This is a genomic window from Candidatus Planktophila lacus (assembly GCF_002287925.1).
Lineage (GTDB): Bacteria > Actinomycetota > Actinomycetes > Nanopelagicales > Nanopelagicaceae > Planktophila > Planktophila lacus.
Window position 1 is genome coordinate 1,281,329 of record NZ_CP016769.1, and the last position, 20,985, is coordinate 1,302,313.

At 47.8% G+C, this 20,985-nt stretch carries 20 protein-coding genes; 11 read left to right on the forward strand and 9 right to left on the reverse strand.

The window, feature by feature from the left end; genetic code table 11:
- Nucleotides 1–50 precede the first annotated feature (50 nt).
- The 3 genes from A1s21148_RS06480 to A1s21148_RS06490 are packed head-to-tail and all read left to right on the forward strand — an operon-like array spanning nucleotide 51 to nucleotide 2,269.
- Complete coding sequence (locus A1s21148_RS06480; RefSeq protein WP_095671599.1) at nucleotides 51–1,148, forward strand: AMP-binding protein; 1,098 nt, start codon at nucleotides 51–53, stop codon at nucleotides 1,146–1,148.
- Complete coding sequence (locus A1s21148_RS06485) at nucleotides 1,141–1,989, forward strand: 1,4-dihydroxy-2-naphthoate polyprenyltransferase (RefSeq protein ID WP_095671600.1); 849 nt, start codon at nucleotides 1,141–1,143, stop codon at nucleotides 1,987–1,989. The genes A1s21148_RS06480 and A1s21148_RS06485 overlap by 8 nt, the downstream gene beginning before the upstream one ends.
- 19 nt (nucleotides 1,990–2,008) lie before the next feature.
- Nucleotides 2,009–2,269 (forward strand): PLD nuclease N-terminal domain-containing protein, encoded by a 261-nt coding sequence (locus A1s21148_RS06490; protein WP_095671601.1) that lies wholly within the window; start codon nucleotides 2,009–2,011, stop codon nucleotides 2,267–2,269.
- A gap of 10 nt (nucleotides 2,270–2,279) precedes the next feature.
- Here A1s21148_RS06490 and ccsB read toward each other — a convergent pair whose 3' ends face one another.
- From ccsB to A1s21148_RS06515, 5 genes are read right to left on the reverse strand one after another with little or no spacing between them, the layout of a single operon-like run.
- Nucleotides 2,280–3,194, reverse strand: a complete 915-nt coding sequence (ccsB, locus tag A1s21148_RS06495) for a c-type cytochrome biogenesis protein CcsB (protein WP_095671602.1) — start codon at nucleotides 3,192–3,194, stop codon at nucleotides 2,280–2,282.
- Nucleotides 3,194–4,669 (reverse strand): cytochrome c biogenesis protein ResB, encoded by a 1,476-nt coding sequence (resB, locus tag A1s21148_RS06500; protein ID WP_095671603.1) that lies wholly within the window; start codon nucleotides 4,667–4,669, stop codon nucleotides 3,194–3,196. Before resB ends, ccsB begins: the two co-directional genes overlap by 1 nt.
- Nucleotides 4,669–5,394: a cytochrome c biogenesis CcdA family protein gene (locus tag A1s21148_RS06505; RefSeq protein WP_095671604.1), complete on the reverse strand. Its 726-nt coding sequence runs from the start codon at nucleotides 5,392–5,394 to the stop codon at nucleotides 4,669–4,671. The genes resB and A1s21148_RS06505 overlap by 1 nt, the downstream gene beginning before the upstream one ends.
- Nucleotides 5,391–5,936 (reverse strand): TlpA family protein disulfide reductase, encoded by a 546-nt coding sequence (locus A1s21148_RS06510; RefSeq protein ID WP_095671605.1) that lies wholly within the window; start codon nucleotides 5,934–5,936, stop codon nucleotides 5,391–5,393. The genes A1s21148_RS06505 and A1s21148_RS06510 overlap by 4 nt, the downstream gene beginning before the upstream one ends.
- Before the next feature lie 3 nt (nucleotides 5,937–5,939).
- The gene (locus tag A1s21148_RS06515; protein WP_095671606.1) at nucleotides 5,940–6,563 is read right to left on the reverse strand and encodes a histidine phosphatase family protein; all 624 of its coding nucleotides are present in this window, start codon (nucleotides 6,561–6,563) and stop codon (nucleotides 5,940–5,942) included.
- Nucleotides 6,564–6,636: 73 nt separating this feature from the next.
- On the opposite strand from A1s21148_RS06515, the gene A1s21148_RS06520 reads away from it, so the two are divergent.
- From A1s21148_RS06520 to A1s21148_RS06535, 4 genes are read left to right on the forward strand one after another with little or no spacing between them, the layout of a single operon-like run.
- Nucleotides 6,637–7,404 (forward strand): HAD family hydrolase, encoded by a 768-nt coding sequence (locus tag A1s21148_RS06520; RefSeq protein WP_095671607.1) that lies wholly within the window; start codon nucleotides 6,637–6,639, stop codon nucleotides 7,402–7,404.
- A 49-nt stretch (nucleotides 7,405–7,453) separates the two neighbouring features.
- Nucleotides 7,454–9,655 (forward strand): helicase-associated domain-containing protein, encoded by a 2,202-nt coding sequence (locus A1s21148_RS06525; protein ID WP_095671608.1) that lies wholly within the window; start codon nucleotides 7,454–7,456, stop codon nucleotides 9,653–9,655.
- On the forward strand, nucleotides 9,652–10,761 hold the full coding sequence (locus tag A1s21148_RS06530; protein WP_223299384.1) for a M20/M25/M40 family metallo-hydrolase: 1,110 nt from the start codon (nucleotides 9,652–9,654) through the stop codon (nucleotides 10,759–10,761). The genes A1s21148_RS06525 and A1s21148_RS06530 overlap by 4 nt, the downstream gene beginning before the upstream one ends.
- Complete coding sequence (locus A1s21148_RS06535) at nucleotides 10,758–12,407, forward strand: DNA repair helicase XPB (protein ID WP_095671610.1); 1,650 nt, start codon at nucleotides 10,758–10,760, stop codon at nucleotides 12,405–12,407. The genes A1s21148_RS06530 and A1s21148_RS06535 overlap by 4 nt, the downstream gene beginning before the upstream one ends.
- Here the strand turns inward: A1s21148_RS06535 and A1s21148_RS06540 are convergent.
- On the reverse strand, nucleotides 12,370–12,624 hold the full coding sequence (locus tag A1s21148_RS06540; RefSeq protein WP_095671611.1) for a glutaredoxin family protein: 255 nt from the start codon (nucleotides 12,622–12,624) through the stop codon (nucleotides 12,370–12,372). The two genes, A1s21148_RS06535 and A1s21148_RS06540, sit on opposite strands and share 38 nt — an antisense overlap.
- Nucleotides 12,621–12,968 carry a hypothetical protein gene (locus tag A1s21148_RS06545; RefSeq protein WP_125932394.1) on the reverse strand — a complete coding sequence of 116 codons (348 nt, stop codon included), beginning with the start codon at nucleotides 12,966–12,968 and terminating at the stop codon, nucleotides 12,621–12,623. The genes A1s21148_RS06540 and A1s21148_RS06545 overlap by 4 nt, the downstream gene beginning before the upstream one ends.
- 35 nt (nucleotides 12,969–13,003) lie before the next feature.
- Here A1s21148_RS06545 and A1s21148_RS06550 point away from each other — a divergent pair, with 35 nt between their 5' ends.
- Nucleotides 13,004–15,385 carry a fibronectin type III domain-containing protein gene (locus A1s21148_RS06550; protein ID WP_223299385.1) on the forward strand — a complete coding sequence of 794 codons (2,382 nt, stop codon included), beginning with the start codon at nucleotides 13,004–13,006 and terminating at the stop codon, nucleotides 15,383–15,385.
- Here the strand turns inward: A1s21148_RS06550 and A1s21148_RS06555 are convergent.
- Nucleotides 15,363–16,565 (reverse strand): hypothetical protein, encoded by a 1,203-nt coding sequence (locus tag A1s21148_RS06555; protein WP_095671614.1) that lies wholly within the window; start codon nucleotides 16,563–16,565, stop codon nucleotides 15,363–15,365. The two genes, A1s21148_RS06550 and A1s21148_RS06555, sit on opposite strands and share 23 nt — an antisense overlap.
- Nucleotides 16,540–17,364 (reverse strand): pyrroline-5-carboxylate reductase, encoded by an 825-nt coding sequence (gene proC / locus A1s21148_RS06560; protein ID WP_095671615.1) that lies wholly within the window; start codon nucleotides 17,362–17,364, stop codon nucleotides 16,540–16,542. Before proC ends, A1s21148_RS06555 begins: the two co-directional genes overlap by 26 nt.
- 30 nt (nucleotides 17,365–17,394) lie before the next feature.
- On the opposite strand from proC, the gene A1s21148_RS06565 reads away from it, so the two are divergent.
- From A1s21148_RS06565 to A1s21148_RS06575, 3 genes are read left to right on the forward strand one after another with little or no spacing between them, the layout of a single operon-like run.
- On the forward strand, nucleotides 17,395–18,204 hold the full coding sequence (locus tag A1s21148_RS06565; protein WP_095671616.1) for a DUF3109 family protein: 810 nt from the start codon (nucleotides 17,395–17,397) through the stop codon (nucleotides 18,202–18,204).
- A gap of 26 nt (nucleotides 18,205–18,230) precedes the next feature.
- Nucleotides 18,231–19,598, forward strand: coding sequence for a DNA repair protein RadA (radA, locus tag A1s21148_RS06570; RefSeq protein WP_095671617.1), 1,368 nt, complete (start codon nucleotides 18,231–18,233; stop codon nucleotides 19,596–19,598).
- A gap of 32 nt (nucleotides 19,599–19,630) precedes the next feature.
- Nucleotides 19,631–20,980, forward strand: coding sequence for an FAD-binding oxidoreductase (locus A1s21148_RS06575; RefSeq protein WP_095671618.1), 1,350 nt, complete (start codon nucleotides 19,631–19,633; stop codon nucleotides 20,978–20,980).
- Nucleotides 20,981–20,985: the final 5 nt, after the last annotated feature.

Consider the following 20,985-nt stretch of genomic DNA (forward strand, 5'->3'; position numbering starts at 1 on the left):
TTGCTCACGATTCCTCCATCTTCGACTTCGAGCGATAGCCTACGCGTGCAATGGAGCAGACGTCACAACGAGAGATTCGTGCGATAGATCCCACGTGGGACCTCGCCGAGTTAATGGCGCGCCTTGCCAAAGCCCTTATTGGAGATGGTTCGGCCCTGGCCCTTGGCCCAGTTTCAGTCGCCGGCGCCCCAGATCGCGTGGCGCTAGTAGTCAATACCAGCGGATCAACTGGGATAGCTAAAGAAGTTGGTTTATCGGCCAGCGCACTTTTAGAGAGCGCCAAGAGTGCAAATAAATTTGTTGGTGCAAAGCCAGGGCAGATCTGGTCGTTGTTGCTGCCGTTAACTCATATCGCAGGCATAAACATTTTAGTTAGAAGTTTAGAACTTGGAACAGTGCCAATTGATGCCCGAGAAATTACTGGCAAATACCCGTTCGCTGATTTCACTGCAGTTGTGCCGACTCAATTGTTTCGTGCGCTAAATGACGACAGCGATCTGCTGGAACATTTGATTTCTGCGCAAGCGGTATTGGTGGGAGGTGCGGCACTTTCTTCAGAGCTACGTGAAGCCGCACATGAAGCAGGTATCAAGGTAGTTGAGACTTACGGCATGACCGAAACCTCAGGTGGATGTATTTACAACGGAACACCGCTTGACGGAACCGAATTTGAAATTGACGATCTTGGAGTTATTTCAATATTTAGCAAATCGCTAGCCACAACTTATCTAAATGATCCAAAATCTTGGGATGAGAAGATCCGTAACGGATACTTTGTCACAACTGATCTTGGATATATCGAAGATGGAAAACTTGTCGTAACCGGCAGAAGCGATGATCTGATTATCTCTGGTGGCGAAAATATCTCGTTGGCTGAAGTAGAAAGAATTGTCTCGACAACTTTTTCTGGAATTGATTGTGCAGCATTTGCGGTATCTGATCCACAATGGGGGCAATCACTTCAATTAGCGATTGCTGGCGATGTTAAGCCAGAGCAATCTGCGATAAACGAATATCTCTCTTCACAAATCTCAAAAGCGGCAAAGGTAAAGAACTTCTTATATGTAAGCCAACTCCCCCGTACCGCCCTTGGCAAAATTGATCGCCGCAAACTTGCAGAGCTCGCGACTGAGGCAAACCATGGCTAATAAGTGGGTCCTTGGTGCGCGCCCGCGCACACTGGCTGCAGCTATTGCTCCGGTATTAGTTGCTACCGCATTTGCAGGAAGTGACTGGAAACCCGTCCCTGCAGCACTCGCACTCTTAGTTAGTTTGTCGCTGCAAATTGGCGTTAATTACGCAAATGATTATTCAGATGGAATCCGTGGCACTGATGATTCTCGTATCGGGCCGATCCGTTTAACCGCAAGCGGTCTGGCTAGTGCAAAATCTGTAAAGAACGCTGCCTTTATCTCTTTCTTCGTTGCGGCTATCGCTGGCTTAGTTCTGGCTCTTCAAACTTCCTGGTGGTTAATTGCTGTTGGTGCGCTAGCCATTGCGGCTGCTTGGGGATACACCGGAGGTTCTAACCCTTACGGATATAAAGGTTTAGGCGACTTTTCAGTCTTTGTGTTCTTTGGGATTGTTGCAACTGTCGGAAGTTATTACGTGCAGACCGAAGAGTTGAATTTGCAGATATTTATCGTGGCAGTTCCGATGGGTGCTCTGGCATGTGCCATCCTGGCAATTAACAACTTAAGAGATCGCGGCCAAGATGAATTAGTTGGAAAGCGCACGATGGCGGTGCGGCTGGGAGATAAAGGTGCGCGTGCTCTTTACATATCTCTACTAGTTTCGGCCCACCTCTTTGCTCTGCTTACCTTCGAGCCTTTTGCTTTACTTACTTTGTTAGCGCTACCTCTCAGCACATCTCTGGCAAGTTCGGTCTGGGCTGGGACAACTGGCGCAGCGCTGATTCCACTTCTGGCAAAGACCGGCAAGTTGCAGATGCTCTTTGCCGCTCTATTTGCACTCGGCCTAGTCCTCTAACTTTCGCTAGACTCTACCCATGCTCAGATTTCAAGCGCTCTTCGTTATCGCATCTCTTGCCTTAACTCTTTACTCGTTTATTGATTGTGCAAAACGTGATGAGTCGCTAATTCAGAAACTTCCTAAATGGGGTTGGCTGCTAATTATTTTGTTCTTCTCAGCTTTTGGAGCTATCGCTTATCTATTTATTGGTCGCACCCGCAGAGATAAAGGCCCTCGTCCACCAAAGCGCAGAATCTTGCCTCCGGATGATGACCCAGATTTCTTGCGTCGCCTTTAGTATTTAACTCTTAAAGACCGCTGTATGTGTGCTTTCCAGTTCCCCATACATTTACATATACATAGTTAAATAGAAATGTTGAGCCTGCAAATAAGCAGAGCCAAGCAGCGCGACGTCCACGCCAACCAATAGTTACGCGCGCGTGAAGATATGCGGCATAGGCAACCCAAGTAATGAAGGCCCAAGTCTCTTTTGGATCCCAACCCCAGTAACGACCCCATGCGCTCTCTGCCCAAATTGCACCCGCGATTACCGAGAAGGTCCAAAGTGGAAAGACAAATGCAACGAGTCGATAAGAGAGTTGATCCAAAGTCTCTAATTCAGGAAAACGTTTCGCCCAAGGTTTACGTTCGCCGCGACGTTCCATCGCATCGAGATAGAGGAACGCTCCGGCAATTACATTCGAAAGCAAGAAGACTCCGCCTGAAATAATTGCTGCGATTACGTGGATTACCAACCAAGTTGATTTCAGCGCTGGCACTAGCGGTGCGCTATCGCGATAAAGCAAAGTTACTGCAGTTCCTAAAGTTAACAACGCGGCGATTGAGATAAAGAGTCCGAGCCAACGCAGATCGTGCTTGCGCAGCGCGACTAGATATGCGCCGGTAAAAGCCAGAGCACCGGTGATTGAGAATTCATACATATTTCCCCATGGGACATGTCCATTGGAAATTCCACGCGCGATTACACCCGCGAGCAAAAGGAGAAAACCTAAGACCATCATCGCAGTTGCAATTCGCGCTGCACGTTCGGTTCGCGTGTAATCAAAAGTTCTAGTTAAAGTATTTCCTATCGCGCTATCAGCAAGCTCTGGTGAGCGAACTGCCCAAGCAGTCTCGAAGGCATGGGCTAAGAAAGAGAGCGCAAAAACTGCCATAGCCGAATAAATAGAGTAATTAGAGATATATGCCCAAGTTGTTTGCATTACTTCTCATCTCTCATATGCGCGGTTAATGAAGCGATCTCTTCTTCAAGTCCTGGGGCACCATTCTTGGCTAGCCCTGCTACTTCCACAACTCCAGACGGTGTGATCCTGATCCAAATACGACGGCGTCTTCCAAAGAGCGATGCAAGCAGACCAAGGATTGCGGCGATCGCGCCATAGAGCGCGTATTCCTTGCCGGGATCGTTAACTATTTGCAGGTTTATCCAAGGTACAAAAGTTTCAAAGGTGATTGATCCCGCGCTGAAATTGAAGGTTTCACCAGGCTTAAGCGAATCAAGTGCGATCCGCGACATCTCTGAAGTGTCAATGCGATAGACGGACTGTGGAATTCCTGAATCCAAACCGAGGTCACCTTCCCAAATAGAGAATAGAAGTCTGGGATCTAGCGCTTCAGGAAAGAGTGAGATTCCGCCATCGACTGCCGAACGCGCATAAGTAGGTAAGAAGCTTGCAACAAATCCAAGTTGGGGACGAGCATCAGGAACTTTGATCGAACCAATTGATTTTAGAAATCCGTCTTGCGGCAAGAATGGCACTGGACCTTGAAAGACAACAAAGCCAGCGGTATCTCTAACTGTAACAATGGGCGAGTAACCATTGGCCTGCAAATAAACGCGAGTATTTCCAAATGTAAGTGGGCTATTTACCTTCAAAGCCTTCTCTTCAGAAACTTTTTCTCCAGGATTTGTTACCCGTACATTTGCGGTGTAATCCCTTGGGGCTGCAGTAACTGGATCGTAATCTGCTTGGAAATCTTCAACTTCAATAATAAAAGGATCGATTACATCTTCATTTACTAACTTTCCAAATGACAAGGTGTCATAAGAAGTCGGAACGCTAATGAACCGCTCTCCTTTATTTACGATCGCTTCGCCACGCATTCCAAAGAGCGATCCAACGCTGACGCCAACCAGAATCAAGATAAGTGAGAGGTGGAATAAGAGGTTTCCAGTTTCGCGCAGGTAACCCTTTTCGGCAGAAACTGCTCCATCTTCGTAGCGAATTCGAAAGCGCTTGCGCTTTAACCAAGCAGCGCCCTTATCGAAGTTAGATTTATCGCCAACAAAAGAAGTGAAGAACTCCATGCGAGAGAGATTCTTTGGAGTTGCCGGCGGCACCGCGCGCATCGCCTTGAAATGCTCAACCGATCTTGGCAGAACACAACCAATTAGTGAGATGAAGAGCAGAATATAAATAGCGCTAAACCAAGGTGATGAATAAACCTCAAAACCAGAGAAGCGATCAATCCAGCGAGCTAACTGCGGATCATCAATAAAGTACTGCCGCACCGCCATTGGGTTCTGACTGCGCTGCGGGACGAGCGAGCCTGGAATCGCAGCAACGCCCAACATCATCAATAGAATTAGCGCAGTGCGCATACTTGTTAGCTGGCGCCAAGCAAAGCGCGCTAAACCGCCTGCACCGAGTTCGGGAACTTCTACTTGGCTACTCATTAGATCACCGGCGCAAAATCTGAAATTACTGAGCGAAGTGAGGCCATCAAATCAGACCAGAGACCAAGCAGTTGTGCGATTCCGATAAGAATCAAAATCACTCCACCGATCTTGGAGATCAAATCACCGCGTCTAACTAAGAACTTCCGTAACTTCTCGGATTTATCTAGAAAGAGTCCGGTTGCGATAAATGGTGCACCTAAACCGATGCAATATCCCAGAGATAAAATCGCTCCGCGTGCGGCACTTGATTCTTGAAATGCCAGAGTTTGTACCGTTGCTAGCGCCGGTCCAATGCATGGCGTCCAGCCGATACCAAAGAGAAATCCCAGAAGCGGAGCGCCAACTAGCCCGCCAGTTGTTGAGATACGGGGATGAAAAGTTGGAGCCATCGGAAAGATACCCATAAAGAGCAGGCCTAAGAGAATTGTTAAGCCACCCAGGATGCGAGTGATCAACTCTTCTCGCGCAAATACTTCAGAGCCGATTCCGCCGAAGAGCGCACCATAAGAGATAAAGAGCGCGCTAAAGCCGGCAACAAAGAGAATCGATCCTAAGAAGACTCGGCCGCGAGATTTAGAAAAACCTGCCGCATAGGCGAGATAGCCCGGAACTAGCGGAAGTACACAAGGAGATAGAAAAGAGATGATGCCAGCGAAGATGGCGAAAGGCAGCGCTGCCAGCAAATAGCCACCCATTAATTGATCTACAACGAAGCCGCTCATTCTGCTTCTAACTTTCTAATTATCTTGCTTAGCGATGTCAGCGTTACTTCACCAGAGATTCGTGCAGCGACATTTCCGTTCTTATCAATCAGAACAGTGGAAGGAATGGCATTTGCAGGAAGCGTAGATTTAAAGCCCAGCAAGAGCTCATCATCGATAAATGTTGGATATTGGATATTTAATCTGCGCGCTAAAGCTTCCGCATTTACTGGGTTATCGCGAGTCAATATCCCCATAAATTGCACGTTGGGATATTGCTTGGAAAGTTCGATAAGTGTTGGGATCTCTGCGCGACATGGTGAACACCAAGAAGCCCAAACATTTACTACCGCAACTTGTCCAGGGTTAAAGATAAAAGTCTTGCCCGTGAGAGTCATTCCCGATAACGCCGGCGCTGCTTTGCGATCTTCCAAATTTATATTGGTGACTGCCCCACTGCCTTCAATGAAACTTTCTTCCGCGATCGAACTTCCGCCACCGCACGCAGTTACGGTAAGGGCGATAATCAGAATTGGCGCGAGGCTAGAAAGTCTTTTGCGCATTACTTATTTCTTCTCGGGCAGTAAATGTCCGGCTGGTTCAGAATAGGAAAGTCCTGAAATAACGCCTTCGTCATCAAAGTGAACGCTAGTCACTGAAGCGAGTGTGCAGATTCGATTTCTTGGATCATGCAGAAGAGAGCGACCTTCGATTGCACTTCTTAAAATCCAAATTGGCAGTTGATGAGAAACAACGATCGCATCTTTTCCATTGGCAGCTTTGCGAGCAGCAAAGATTGCGGCGAGCATGCGGTTGATCTGCTCTTCGTAAGGTTCTCCCCAAGATGGTTTCCATGGGTTATATAAATGGCGCCACGAAGATGGGTGTTTTAGCACTCCACTGCCTAGTTCAAAACTTTTTCCTTCAAAGACATTGGCGGCTTCGATTAAACGTTCATCAGTTGTTATCTCAATACCGTGCGCGCGAGCAATTGGTGCTGCGGTTTCTTGCGCACGTTGCAGAGGTGAGACATGCAGTGCGCCAAGGTTTATCGATTTAGACCATTCACCAAGAGTTTGCGCCATTTGCTGTCCGCGAGTTGAAAGTCTCCAACCTGGTTGTCGTCCATAGAGAATTTTCTCAGGATTCTCTACTTCTCCATGTCGCGCGACGTGAACCGTTGTACTCATAGCGCTAAGCATAAAGCATCTGAAGGCTAAGGATTAAACGAGAAATAGCGCTGAAAATCGCTAGGGTAGTGACATGTCACTCACCGTCAGACGCGCAGCGTTCTTTGACGTCGATAACACCTTGGTTCGTGGCTCAACAATTTACTTCCTCGGCCGCGGCATGTACCAACGCGGTTTCTTCACAAAATCAGATATTTCGCGATTTGTATTAGCCAATCTGAGATTTAGATTAACGGGGACTGAAAAGCAGGATGAGATAAATCGCTTTCAAAAATCTGCCCAAGACTTTATCGGCGGCCATAACGTTTCTGAGATTAGAACTGTTGCTCAAGAAATTTATGACGAATATGTCTCTCCCTCACTTTGGGAAGGCACCATCGAAATCGCGCAAGCACATCTAAATGATGACGTAGAAGTTTGGTTGGTCACCGCAGCTCCGGAAGATATGGCAACGCTTATTGCGGAAAGACTTGGTTTTACTGGCGCTCTCGGCAGTAAGGCGGCGATAGTTGATGGCCACTACACCGGTGCAATGAACGGTCCGCTTTTGCACGGTAAAGAGAAAGCGGTTGCAATTGCAGAGATTGCTAAAGAGCGCGGATTTGTTCTAGCCGATTGCTTTGGATATTCCGATAGCCACAATGATCTTCCTTTACTTCAAAGCGTTGGCCATCCATCTGCAATTAATCCTGATGCAAAGTTAAGAATTCGTGCACTTAAGGAGAATTGGCCGATCCATGACTTCCGCAGAATGCGCTCTATCAATCGCTATCTGGGTCCGATCGTCTCGCGCGCTGCCTGGCTGGGAACTCGCTTAACTCCACGCAGAGAATCCAGATAACTCTTACAGTTCGCGCGAAGCGGTCACTTGCCAGTAATGTAGGCAAGTTATGGAAACGCGCTCCTTTGCAGATTACTTACGTACCTTGGATGACGCTGCCCTAATATCCTTGTTTTCACATCGCCCAGATTTAATAACGCCGGTTCCACCTGATGTGGCATCTCTTGCAGTGCGCGCATCTTCTGCGCCAAGCCTGGCGCGAGCCATTGATGCCTTAAACGCTTGGCAATACCAAGTACTAGAAGCCTGCGCGATCGCTGCCGAACCATTTACCGAAAAAACCATGGCAGCGCTAACTGATAAAGCAGCGCTCTTTGTTATTCCAGGCCTGCTCGAACGCGGCCTTATCTATCAAGGTAAAGATGGTTTCTATCTTCCAACCACCGTTCGCGAAGTCCTTGGCAATGAAATACAAGGACTTGGCCCACAGACTGTCGTTAAGTTAAATCTAAAGAAGTTAGATGAAGCACCACCTGCTGCACAGAAAGCTTTGGAAGCGATGGTCTGGGGCCCACCGCGCGGAACTGTTGCAGATGTTAAGAAGCCTGGTGCCGGCGTTGCTTGGTTACTTGAAAATAACTTTGTAGTTGCCGCTAATACCAAGACAGTTCTTTTAGTGCGCGAAGTAGCTCTTGCGCTTCGAGGTGGCAAGTTACATAAAGAGTTACAAGTCCAAGAACCTACTTTGAAAACTGAGAAACGCGATCTCAAGAGCGTGCAGTTAGCTGCGATCGCAAATATCACCACCTTCCTTAGATGGACAGAGGAGATTCTAAATTTCTGGGCGCAAGAGCCTGCCGATACGCTGCGCTCTGGTGGCTTGGGAGTTCGCGATCTGAAAGTTCTCTCGGCCCATCTTGGTGTCGACACATCATGTGCTGCCTTTATCGCCGAGGTTTCTTATTTGGCCGGACTTGTGACAATTGATGCGGATGATCGAATTCTTCCAACTACCCAATTTGATATCTGGTTGATGCAAACGCCATCTGCGAGATGGCAATCTCTTGTTTCACCTTGGCTAATAACTTCTCGCGTGAGCGGTCTAGTTGGTAAAGATGAAAGTAAGAACGTTGCTCCACTTGGCCCAGAGTTAGATCGCGTATCTGCTGCACCAATCCGTAAGTTAGTTCTGCGCTTACTTTCCGAAAACCCATCTGTAGCACCTGAGTTCAACTCATTTGCAGCCCTGGCCACTTGGCATATGCCGGCTAAGCGCAGCAACGGAATCCCAACTGATTATCTGCAGTGGGCGCTGCGCGAATCAGAATGGCTTGGAATTACTGGCCAAGGTGTAATTTCCAAATATGGCTTAGAGCTCTTAGCTGGTGGTGAGTTAGAAAGTATTAATGAAGATTTACCTAAACCAGTTGATCACATACTTATTCAGAGCGATCACACCGCAATCGCCCCAGGGCCGTTGGAACATGAAATCGCGCAAGAGCTTGCGATCTTGGCAGAGATTGAAAGTCGCGGTGGCGCAACCGTTTACCGTTTTAGTGAAGCAACTATTCGCCGTGGTTTAGATCACGGCCGCAGTGGCGATGAAATTAAGGCGTTCTTAAAGAAGACTTCTAAGACTCCGATGCCACAGCCGCTTGAGTATTTGATTGCAGATGTTGCAAAGAAGCACGGCAAGTTGCGCGTTGGAAATACATCTGCGTTTATTCGATGTGAGGATGCTTCGCTAATCGCGCAGATCATGAACGATAAGCGTTTAGATCTCTTATCGCTACGCCAAATCGCGCCAGAAGTTTTAATCTGCCAACACGATGCCGGCGATGCTATGAATATTCTGCGCAGCTTTGGTTACCTTCCAGCCGGTGAAGATTCACAAGGCGCTTTGCTGAGCGGACCGCGAATTCAGCGCGCTAAAACAAAAGCACGCCCACCAAGAATTATCGGTGAGTTCGAGCGACCAGATGAGATTCAACTAGAAGGTGCGCTTCGTGCACTACGTACTGGAGAAAAATCTAGCCACCGCCAAAGCACGATGCGAAATATTGCCGCTAACGCTCTTGGTTCACTCCCCCGAACAACAGCGAACGAGACTTTAGATATCTTGGCTGATTATCTGCAGAACCAACCAGCCACATCTCTTTCAATCGGTTATGCCGATAACAATGGTCTGGTTTCTCATCGAATAATCGATCCGTTGAAACTCTCTGCTGGCTCACTTGTCGCGCGAGATCATGCGACAGGAGAAGTTCAAAGCTTCAGGATCGCTCGTATTACAGGTGTGGCAGCGATATGACGAGCGCCAATAGCGATAAATACGGCAGACTTGACCCTATGTTGGCAGCGATAGAAGCGTTGGTTCGTTGTGAATCACCGAGCGAAGATATTGAAGCTTGTCGCAACGTTGTTCGTTTAGCGAGCGATATTTCAACGCGCGTGCTTGGAACACCTGCCCAGATAAAAGAGATCGAAGGCCGCCCGGTTTTCTGGTGGGGATCAGATACTCCTGAAATTTTAATTTTGGCTCACCTCGATACCGTTTGGCCACATGGTTCTTATTCACCGCTCTGGGAAGTAAATGGCGATGTAGTTCGCGGCCCTGGCGTCTTTGATATGAAGGCGGGATTTGTTCAAGCCCTCTATGCGCTGAAGGGAATCTCTGAAGTTGGCGATCGCGTTGCACTTATTGCAACAACTGATGAAGAGACCGGAAGTTTTGCATCACGCAAATTAATTATGGATTTATCCGCCAAAGCGAAGGCGGTATTAGTTCTAGAAGCATCGCTTAACGGAAAAGTTAAGACCGGGCGTAAAGGCACCGCGATGTACAAGGTCAGCGCACATGGTCTGGCATCACATGCCGGCCTTGAACCAGAAAAGGGTGTCAACGCAACTGTTGAGATCGCGCATTTAATTCTGAAGTTATCTGCGTTAGAGGATTCAGCTCATGGAACAACTGTTGTCCCAACACTTCTTCGTTCTGGCAATAGCGCAAATACAGTTCCTGATTTAGCAGTGCTAGAAATTGATGCCCGATCTTTCTCAAAGGCCGAACTAGAGCGAATTGATAAGGCGATTAAAGCGCTGCCTTCTACGGTGTCTGGGGCGCGTATTGAAGTAACCGGTGGCTTAAATCGTCCGCCGCTACAACCTTCATCAACGAAAGAACTTTACGAGCGTGCAGAACGTGTCGCAAAAGAGATCGGCATGGCGCCTCTTGGTTGTGCCGAAGTCGGTGGCGCAAGCGATGGCAACTTTGCCGCGGCAGCTGGTGCGCAAGTACTAGATGGCTTAGGCGCAGTTGGCGGCGGAGCACATGCACCAAATGAATGGTTAAGTCTGAAATCGATCGAAGAACGAAGTGCGCTTCTGCATGCTCTAATAAAGGATCTCTTGAAATGAGCGAAGGCCCGCTAATTGTTCAGAGCGATAAGACGCTCCTGCTAGATATTGATCATCCGATGTCGACAGAATGTCGTCGCGCTATTGCGCCTTTTGCTGAACTCGAACGTTCGCCTGAACATATTCATACCTACCGTTTAACAAACCTTGGATTATGGAATGCGCGCGCTGCCGGCCATGATGCTGAACTAGTTATCGATACTTTAATTAAATACTCGCGTTACGCGGTGCCACATTCTCTTCTTGTAGATGTTGCCGAAACTATGTCGCGTTACGGCCGTTTACGCCTTGAAGCCGACCCAGTACATGGCTTGATTCTTGTGACTACAGATGTCGGTGTACTTGAAGAAGTTATTCGTGCCAAGAAGATTGCACCGCTACTCGGTGTGCGAATCGATCCGGAAACTATTGCAGTTCATCCCAGCCAACGTGGTGCGATCAAACAATCACTACTGCGCTTAGGTTGGCCGGCAGAAGATTTCGCAGGTTATGTAGATGGCCAAGCACATGAAATCGCGCTAAAGCAGAGCGATTGGAAGATTCGTCCCTATCAAGAGTTAGCAGCAGAAGGTTTCTGGCACGGTGGTTCTGGCGTTGTTGTACTTCCTTGTGGCGCCGGAAAGACAATTGTCGGTGCTGCAGCAATGGCGCACGCCAAGGCAACAACTTTGATTTTGGTTACAAATACAGTTGCAGCGCGCCAATGGCGTGAAGAGTTGCTTCGTCGCACAACGCTTAATGAAGATGAGATCGGCGAATACTCAGGTGCTAAGAAAGAGATTCGCCCGGTCACAATTGCGACTTACCAAGTAATGACGAAGAAGAAGAACGGTGTTTACGCACACCTTGATCTCTTCGATACCCACGACTGGGGCTTAATCATTTACGACGAAGTTCACTTGCTTCCAGCGCCGATCTTTCGCTTTACCGCTGATATTCAATCGCGCCGCCGTTTAGGGCTTACCGCAACGTTAGTGCGCGAAGATGGCATGGAGGGCGAAGTCTTTTCTCTAATTGGTCCCAAGCGCTTTGACGTTCCTTGGAAAGAGATTGAAGCGCAAGGGTATATCGCACCTGCTGAATGTATAGAGGTACGTGTAAATCTCACTGAAGCAGAGCGTCTTTTATACGCTACTGCCGAGCCGGAAGAGCGTTATCGCTACTGCGCAACTACCCGCACTAAACGTGATGTTGTTGAAGAACTTGTTGGTCTACATGCAGGAGAGCAGATTCTTGTGATCGGGCAATATATCGATCAGTTGGATGACCTCTCTGAAACGCTTGGCGTTCCGGTAATTAAAGGTGAGACACCAATCAAAGAGCGCGAAAAGCTTTTTGCCGCATTTCGCACCGGTGAGATCACATGTCTAGTTGTTTCGAAAGTTGCTAACTTTTCAATTGACCTACCTGAAGCAACAATTGCTATCCAGGTATCTGGAGCATTTGGTTCTCGTCAGGAAGAAGCACAGCGCTTAGGCCGCATCTTGCGACCAAAGGCTGATGGCCGTGGCGCTAAGTTTTACTCAGTTGTTTCGCGCGACACTATCGATCAAGACTTTGCCCAAAACCGCCAACGCTTCCTTGCTGAACAAGGTTATTCATACCAAATTATTGACGCTGACGATGTGTATAAAGGCAAGATTTAAAACGCTCTACATCTACTCTGAAGAAGTCATGATGCTCACCATCAATATGAATCACAGGAACTTCGTGACCGTATAACTTTTCTAGTTCTGGACTTCCGTCAATTAGCTTTATCTCTAATTCAAAATTCAATTCTTCGGTAAGCCCCGCCAAAGTTACTTCAGCGTTCTCGCATAAATGACAGCCGCTGCGTGAATAAACAGTTACTAGCGGTTTCACTTCTTCTTTTTCTTTGGTGATGTAAATGCTCGGTCAACCAACTCTTGAATAATTAAGGTGGCATCACCTTTGGCGCGATAAAGATTATCTTCCGCGTTCTTCAATAACGTCTCGGCAGTTGTCTTTGTGACAGTTCCTACTAATGGACCATACTTCTTTGAGAAAACCTTGTGAGCGAACTCGCCGATCGAATTTGCTAACTCGGCGCGAGCTTCATCCAAGGTTGGTTCTGGGCGCGCTGCAGAAGTATTGAAATCCAAGGTAATTGGTCGCTCAGATTTCATCCTTGAGATTACTTCTGTGAAATCTATGTCCGCTATCTCTTCTTGGGACTCAGGGGTCATGGCGACATTCTCGCACCCTGATAGCGTTAGGCGCTATGGCAAGGAAATTTATGCGAATTCCCACTCGCTCTGTTGCCATACTCACAGCGATATCCGCGCTTTTTCTGGGATTAGTTGCACCAACATCAGCAGATGCGTTAGTTCTGGTTCGTCCTGCAACGCATTGGGGCAACGTTTATGCCGGTCCTGCAACCAATATTCTCCAATCTCCAACTCCGAAAGTTGGAAAGCTAGAGAAGAAATCAAAGATAATTGTTAAGTACAACAACTTTCCTGAATGGACCAAGGTTCAGGTGCAAGCCGCCGTTGATGTTTGGGCGGCAAACTTTGAATCCAGCGTTCCAATTTATATTGATGCGACTTGGGGAAGATCTTCCTCGTATAGCGTCTTAGGAAGTGCCCGACCTGGAAGTTACTTCGCAAACTTTAAAGGCGCTCCTGATTCCAGTCTCTGGTATCCATCGGCGCTAGCAAATGCACTTGCCGGTAAAGATTTAGATGGCGATAACCCCGAAATGATTATCACCGTTAACTCGTTAGCAAGTTGGTACCGTGGTACTGGATCTGGTCCAAGTAGAACTGAATACGATCTGCAATCTGTCATCCTGCACGAGATGGCACATGGATTGGGTTTTCTCTCAACCGATAGTTATGACGATTTCTTTGGTTACGGATCAATTGATCAACCAACTCCATATGATGCATATGCGCAAACAGGAGACGGCCGCAGACTTTCTGATCTTCCTTCTCCTTCTCTTGAACTTGGTGAAGCGCTAACTTCGAAGTTAGTTTGGTCAGGACCACTTGGAATAGCAGCAAATGGTGGCGTGAAACCTCTCTTATATACGCCTAAGAAATATGAAGATGGTTCTTCAGTAAGCCATTTAGATGAAGCAACATTTTCTAACGCCGGTAAAGATGCGGCGATGTCTCCTAATCTTGACGCCGGAGAAATTTTCCACGAGCCAGGGCCACTGCTACTTGCGATGATGCAAGATCTACGCAACAAGCCACCTGTGGGTATTGCCGTTGGCATTCCGCAGCAAGTTCGTAACGCTCAAGCACTCGTTTCAGAAGGTTCAGCGATCATTCGCTTTGATCCACCTGCCAATGCTCGTGCTGCACAAATTACTAGCTACACCGTAAAGAACACTAAGACTGGTGCAGAGAAGAGTTTCACATCTGGCCCGGCTGTTATGACAGGGTTAAAGAACGGCACGCTGTATTCCTTTGAAATAACTGCATCTAATTCATTAGGAACTTCTGATCCAGTCACAACAAATTCCATAACTCCGCAAGAGCCTTGGAAGAAGACGGTGATTGATCCGAAGGTAGATGCGCGTAATCTCACCAGCACTACCTTTAACGCTAATCCTGCGATTATTTATCAAGATGCGATAAATGGATCGCTTAAAGTTGCGCTCTGGAATGGCAAGCTGTGGAGCAAATTAACTGTTGACGGTCGCGGCGGATCTGCAGGTCGTACGCGTAATCCCATTGCAGGAGATGTCTCTGCTTGCGTCAGTGGATTTGGCAAAGCGCAAACCTTGCATATCTTCTACTCTGATTCGGTAGATAAAGATCTGCGTTATGCCACATATGATGGCAAGAGTTTCAAATATGAAATTATTGACGGCAATGGCGCAGCGGTAAATAATTACGAAGATCCAATTCGCGTGCGCACAGCTAGCGATGTCAGCGTTTCAAACGCCTGCTCAATTAGCTCAGCTGGTACCCAAGTCTTCTATCGCGATGAGTCTCAAGGAATTCTCTTGGGCGCCGTAAAAGCCAAATCTAGTACCGAATGGAAATATGAACTCGTTGATGGTGATCGTAAAACTGATGATCGAACAACTGGAGATGTGGGCTTCCATCTAGATGCGCTCTTTGATGGCAAAGAGACTGTTCTGCTCTATGACTCGATCCTTACAATTAACACTCGCAAGGAAGCAACCTCGGGTGCGATAAGAGTTGCTAAGCGAATTGGCCTGGCGGCAAGTAGTTGGCGTTATCAAACTCTTGATACCTCAGGGAATGCGATCTCAGTCGTTGGCTATGACGTTGCACTGCACAAGGGTGCGCGTGGAATTCTTGCGACTTGGCTTACCTCTTCAATTCTTACGATTCCTAAGGCGGAACAGATTCGTTGGGCATATTTAGGTGCTCCAACGGTATTTACAACTTTGCCACCAACTAACTATGGAACTCCCTCTAAGTTTCTAAGTAGCGATGGAACGACAACGGCCTTCAACTGTCAGGAAAGACTCTGCGCAATTGATATCTCGAAGAAGACAATCTCGCTCGTTTCTAAAGAGCAGAGCTCAGATGGAATTGATTCAACTTGGATAGTCTTAAATAAAGTGCGTAATTTAATTGCCGGCGTTGGTAACCAACTTATTTCGCTGCGCCCACTCTAAATATTCCAGTTTCGGTTAATAGAAATAGTCCACCGCCAGCTGAGAAACCTGTTGATTTAACTTGACTCAATTCTGCAGCGGTAAAGGCGTTAATCAGTGAACCTTTACTATCAAACTGAAGAACAATACTTTGACCTTTTATTAACTTGGTTGGAGTTAAACCTTTAACTGCAGCGGTGGGTTCGAGAACAGCATAGAAGGAGTTATTGGGGCCATTTGATGCGAGCGTACTTCCAGTAGATGCGAAACGAGTTGTCCAGGTCGGTGCAAAAGAACTCGTGAATTTGGTAATTGCACTCTCGCTTGTTGTTCCAGATTTAACTGAGCCAGTCAAAAATAAGGTGCTAGTTGCGCTAGTCCAACTGCGTTGGGCTCTCGGCGCAGAGCTACGGACAACTGAAGAGATTGCGCCGGTCTTTGAAACTTTGATCAGGACTCCGTCTTCGCGTCCAACCAATTTCTTACCCGAAAGCGTTTCGGTACTTGATCCAAATAAGTTAACGGTTCCATCACCAAGCCGCACGACCGAGTTCAACTTGGTCTTGGCTGTTCCGATCTTTAACTCTTTACCAAATTCGCCTTTGATATTGGTTGAGATAAGAAATGGCCCTGATTCACGGGAGCCAATAACCGAAACACCAGTTGGGCTTATTGATATCGCATCGACAATTGAAATCTCACTTTGGACGCTAGAAAAGGTTTCAATAACTTCACCAACCTTGCTTATCTTCCAGAGCGTTAACTGGCGCATATCTTGGCGAAGTGGGGTCACATTTTCTATTGCTACGTTATCTGGGTTTAGCGCGCTACCTGTTGCGGTAGCTGTATCTGCACTTGCCGCAGCTGCAGAATTTCCAGCAAACCAGATATTTCCCTGGCTATCTGCGGCAATTGCCGTTGCAACCTCATCGCTGCCTGAATCAATGGTTTTTGACCAAAGGCTGGTGCCAGCAAAATCTCTCGCCTGAATCTCGATGTTTGACGTGTTAGTCAATACGTTCTTAAGCGTGATTACTGACTCTGCAGTAACAGCGAAAAGTTCAACTTCAGCGCTCTCTGCCCATTTAACAGCGCTTTTTACTGTGACTAACTTTGGTGCTGCGCTGGCAGTTGTCGGAAATACCAACGCCGAAATTAGAGTTAGGACAAATAATTTACGCAAGTTCTTGTGAGCGATCACGTGCCGCCTTCATAGCTTTAGCAACGGTTGCCGAGATTTCAGAATCGTTAAAAGAATTGAGCGCTGCAAAAGTTGTTCCGTTAGGGCTAGTTACCTTTTCGCGAAGCGTAGTTGGGGAATCGCCAGATTGATCAAGTAGCTTTGCTGCTCCCACAATCGTCTGAATTGTTAACGTTGTTGCATCCTCTTTCGAGAGCCCGAGTGCAACCGCTCCATCGACCATCGCTTCTACAAATCTAAAGAAATATGCTGGGCCAGATCCGCTAGTTGCGGTTACGGCATCTTGCAGATCCTCATCTACCTCGATCACTTTTCCAACTGCGCCTAAGAAGCCAAGAGTGAAAGCTCTCTGCTCTGGCGACACAAGTCCGCAGCAAGAGATAGCTGACATACCTGCTCCGACCAGAGTTGGCGTATTTGGCATCACGCGAATAACTGGGTTGGCAGAAGTTCCGATGATGTCGGCAATACCGCGGATCTGCTTACCGGCCACGAATGAGATAACTAGTACGCCCTTGCTGATCACAGGCGCGATTTCAGCCAATACCGTGGCCATATCTTGTGGCTTAACGACTAGAAGAATTAGATCGCTCTGCGCAACGTTCGTGGCTAAATCAGCGTTTGCCACTTTGTAACGAGAAATTAACTCAGCAGCGCGTTCTTCGCGCTTTTCAGAGATAGTGATATTTGTTGGCTTAACTCCGTAGGTAATCAAGGCAGAGATCAGTGCTTCGCCCATTACTCCGGCCCCAATAACTGCGACCTTGGAGTCGATTAGAGATTTCTCTGAATTAGCCATAGCGAAAGAGTACGCGTAGGCTCTGCGACTATGTCAGAAATTAAGCCAGGTTTCGCACGCGATTGGGTCGAATTCTCAGATCCCAACGATCCTGAGGAAATCTTTAAATGTGACTTAACGTGGCTGACTTCATATTGGACCTGTATTTATGGTGATGGTTGCAAGGGCGTATTTGAAAACCGTCCCAATGCAGGATGCTGCACAGAAGGTGCGATGTATTCCGATGAAGATGACGAAGAACGCGTTCGCAAAGCCGCCGCTGATCTAACTCCCGAGATGTGGCAGTTCTACGATCAAGCGCGCCCGAAGAAACCAAATGGGCAACTTCGTATCTCAGATTTAGATGAAGATAAAGAACGTAAGACTCGCACCATTGATGATGGATGTATCTTCTTAAACCGTAAAGGTTATGAAGCGCCTGGCTTTACCGGAAACTTCGGTTGCGTTCTGCATCATTTAGCTCAAAAAGAAAATCGCCACTTCGTTGATACCAAACCAGATGTTTGCTGGCAGTTGCCGTTGCGTCGTAGTTTTGAAACGCGCGAAGTCGGCGAACGCGAATATTCAATTACCGTAATCGGTGAATACGAAAGACTTGCATGGGGCGATGGCGGAGATGACTTCGATTGGTACTGCACCAGCAATACCGATGCACACGTCGGAAGCGAACCGGTGTACATCTCTAACCGCACCGAACTCCAAGCGCTAATGGGCGAAGCTGCATATGCAGTACTCGCCGAACATTGCGATAAGCGCGTTCAGGGAATTAACGATGCTAAAGCGCGCTCACTTCCGCTCTTTGTCATCCAACACCCAGCATCTATTGCCGCTGGGAAGTAGTCAGTCCAACCCTCTAGAGTTTGGTCATGGCCAAGGTAGAGAAAGATCCATTCCGCTGTTCTGAATGCGGTTGGGGCTCCCAAAAATGGGTTGGTCGCTGCGGTGAATGTCAGGCTTGGGGCAGCGTTGAAGAACTTGCTGCACCGAAGAAACTCTCACTTGTTCCCGGCAAAGTTACACATGCCGCAACACCAATTGGCGATGTCGATCTTTCATCTGCCCGCGCACGTGCAACGGGCGTATCTGAATTAGATCGCGTACTCGGTGGCGGTCTTGTTCCTGGTGCTGCAATCTTGCTCGCCGGCGAACCCGGCGTTGGTAAATCAACACTTCTGCTTTCAGTTGCTGCACAAACTGCCGCTAAAGGAATTCCTGCACTCTACATCAGCGGCGAAGAGTCTGCATCCCAAGTTCGCTTACGTGCCGAACGAATTAACGCAGTCGATCCCAAATTATTTTTAGCATCTGAAACCGATCTCGGCGCAGTTATCGCACACATTGATTCAGTTAAGCCTGAGCTTTTAATTATCGATAGCGTGCAGACCATTGGTTCTGCGGCAGCAGATGGCTCACCTGGTGGTGTAACGCAAGTACGCGAAGTTGCCGGCGCACTTATCCGAATCTGTAAAGATCGCGACATCACATTGTTGTTAGTTGGACATGTTACAAAAGATGGCTCAATTGCCGGTCCTCGTCTGCTCGAACATATCGTTGACGTTGTTCTGCAATTCGAAGGCGAACGTCACTCTCGTCTGCGTTTAATTCGCGCAATTAAAAATCGTTTTGGTGCATCCGATGAAGTTGGTTGTTTTGATTTGAGCGATACCGGCATTGAAAGCGTTCTCGATCCAACTGGTTTATTTACATCACGCCATGCCGAACCAGTTCCAGGTACATGCGTAACAGTTACTCTCGAAGGTCGCCGCCCGTTATTGGCCGAAATTCAAGCGCTGGTAAGCCAAGGTCGCGAAAATGATTTCGGAAATTCACGTCGCGTTACCAGCGGACTCGACTCTGCTCGCACCGCAATGACTTTGGCTGTTCTCGAACTTCGTGCAGCCGTACGTGTTGGTGGTCGCGATGTTTACGCTGCAACAGTTGGCGGAATGAAGATGTCTGAACCCGCTGCTGATTTAGCGCTTGCTCTTGCCGTTGCATCTGCCGCAAAGGCTTTAGCGCTACCCGCAGATTTGGTTGCAATCGGTGAAGTCGGTCTTGCTGGAGAAATACGTAAAGTCAGTGGTGTCTCTCGTCGCTTAGCCGAGGCATATCGTCTTGGATTTAAACGAGCTCTTGTTCCTGCAGGCAGTGATGTAAAGATCGATGGCATGGAGATTGTTGAAGTATCTCGCCTTGATCAAGCGCTGCAGCGCGTCAAAATTACCGGCGATTAATACTTCTTTAAAAGCGCGATAAAGTTGCGGGTATGAGCCATCTCGTAGCGCTATCAGCAGCGCTTGGACCAGATGCCACACTGATCTCCGATTCAGATATCACCGCTTCTTATTCTCGTGATCACGCACCATTTGCAGTAAGCGCTCCGCCTTTTGCCGTTTTACTCGCAAAGAACGCACAGGAAATTTCTAAGGCGCTAATTTTTGCTAACGAAAATAAGATCCCGGTTGTTACGCGTGGCGCCGGAAGTGGTCTATCAGGAGGCGCAAACTCAGATGCGCAAAGCTTGGTTATCTCTCTTGAAAAGATGAATCGGATTCTTAGCCTTGATGCAGCAAATCAAATTGCACGTGTGCAAGCAGGTGTAATCAATATTGATCTAGATACTGCCGCTAAAGAACATGGTCTGGCCTATCTGCCTGATCCAGCAAGCCGCGAATGGTCAACTCTTGGCGGAAATGCTGCAACCAATGCCGGTGGCATGTGCTGCGTTAAGTACGGCGTCACCACAGCCCATGTACGTGCACTGCAAGTTGTATTGGCAACTGGTGAAATCATTGAGTTAGGCAGTGCAACAAAGAAATCTGTTACGACTTATGACTTAGTCCATCTCTTTGTAGGCTCTGAAGGCACTTTAGGAATCATTACTGAGTTAACTCTTAACCTGGAAATTCGCCCGGCTCCCCCAGCAACGCTAATCGCAACTTTTCCGAGCGTTACCAAAGCTGCAGCCGCTGCAGCGGTGCTGCTTAAATATCGTCCATCAATGCTCGAAATAGTTGATCAAACAACCTTGAAGGCTGTCCAAGCTTGGCACCCACTTGGCTTTGAAGTAGCGGGCAGTGTTCTGTTGATGCAGCTAGATGAAAACCATTCGCTCTGCGAAGCAGCGTTAGAGACTTGTAAAAAGTTCGATCTAATCGATGGCGTTTACTCAGATGATCCAGCCGATGCTGCTGATTTAATTCGCGTGCGAAAGTTGGCCTACCCCGCGCTAGAACGCATGGGTGCAACGCTGCTCGATGATGTTGCGTTGCCAATTACCAAGATCGCTGAATTTGTTGAAAAGGTTGAAGCGCTAAGTCGCGAGACCAATTTGGTTATTGGAATCTTTGGCCATGCTGGCGATGGAAATATGCACCCAACAATTGTTCACGATCACGGAGATACAGCAGCGGCTGATCGCGCTAAGCAAGCCTTTGCGCGGATCGTTGAAATCGCTCAATCACTAGGCGGAACGGCAAGTGGCGAACACGGAATTGGTTCGATTAAGCAAGGCTTTGTGGCAAATGAAATATCGCCAAAAGTTGCAGCGCTACAGCGAGAAGTTAAGAAAACCTTTGACCCTAACGGGATTTTAAATCCCGGTAAGAAGATTTAATTACC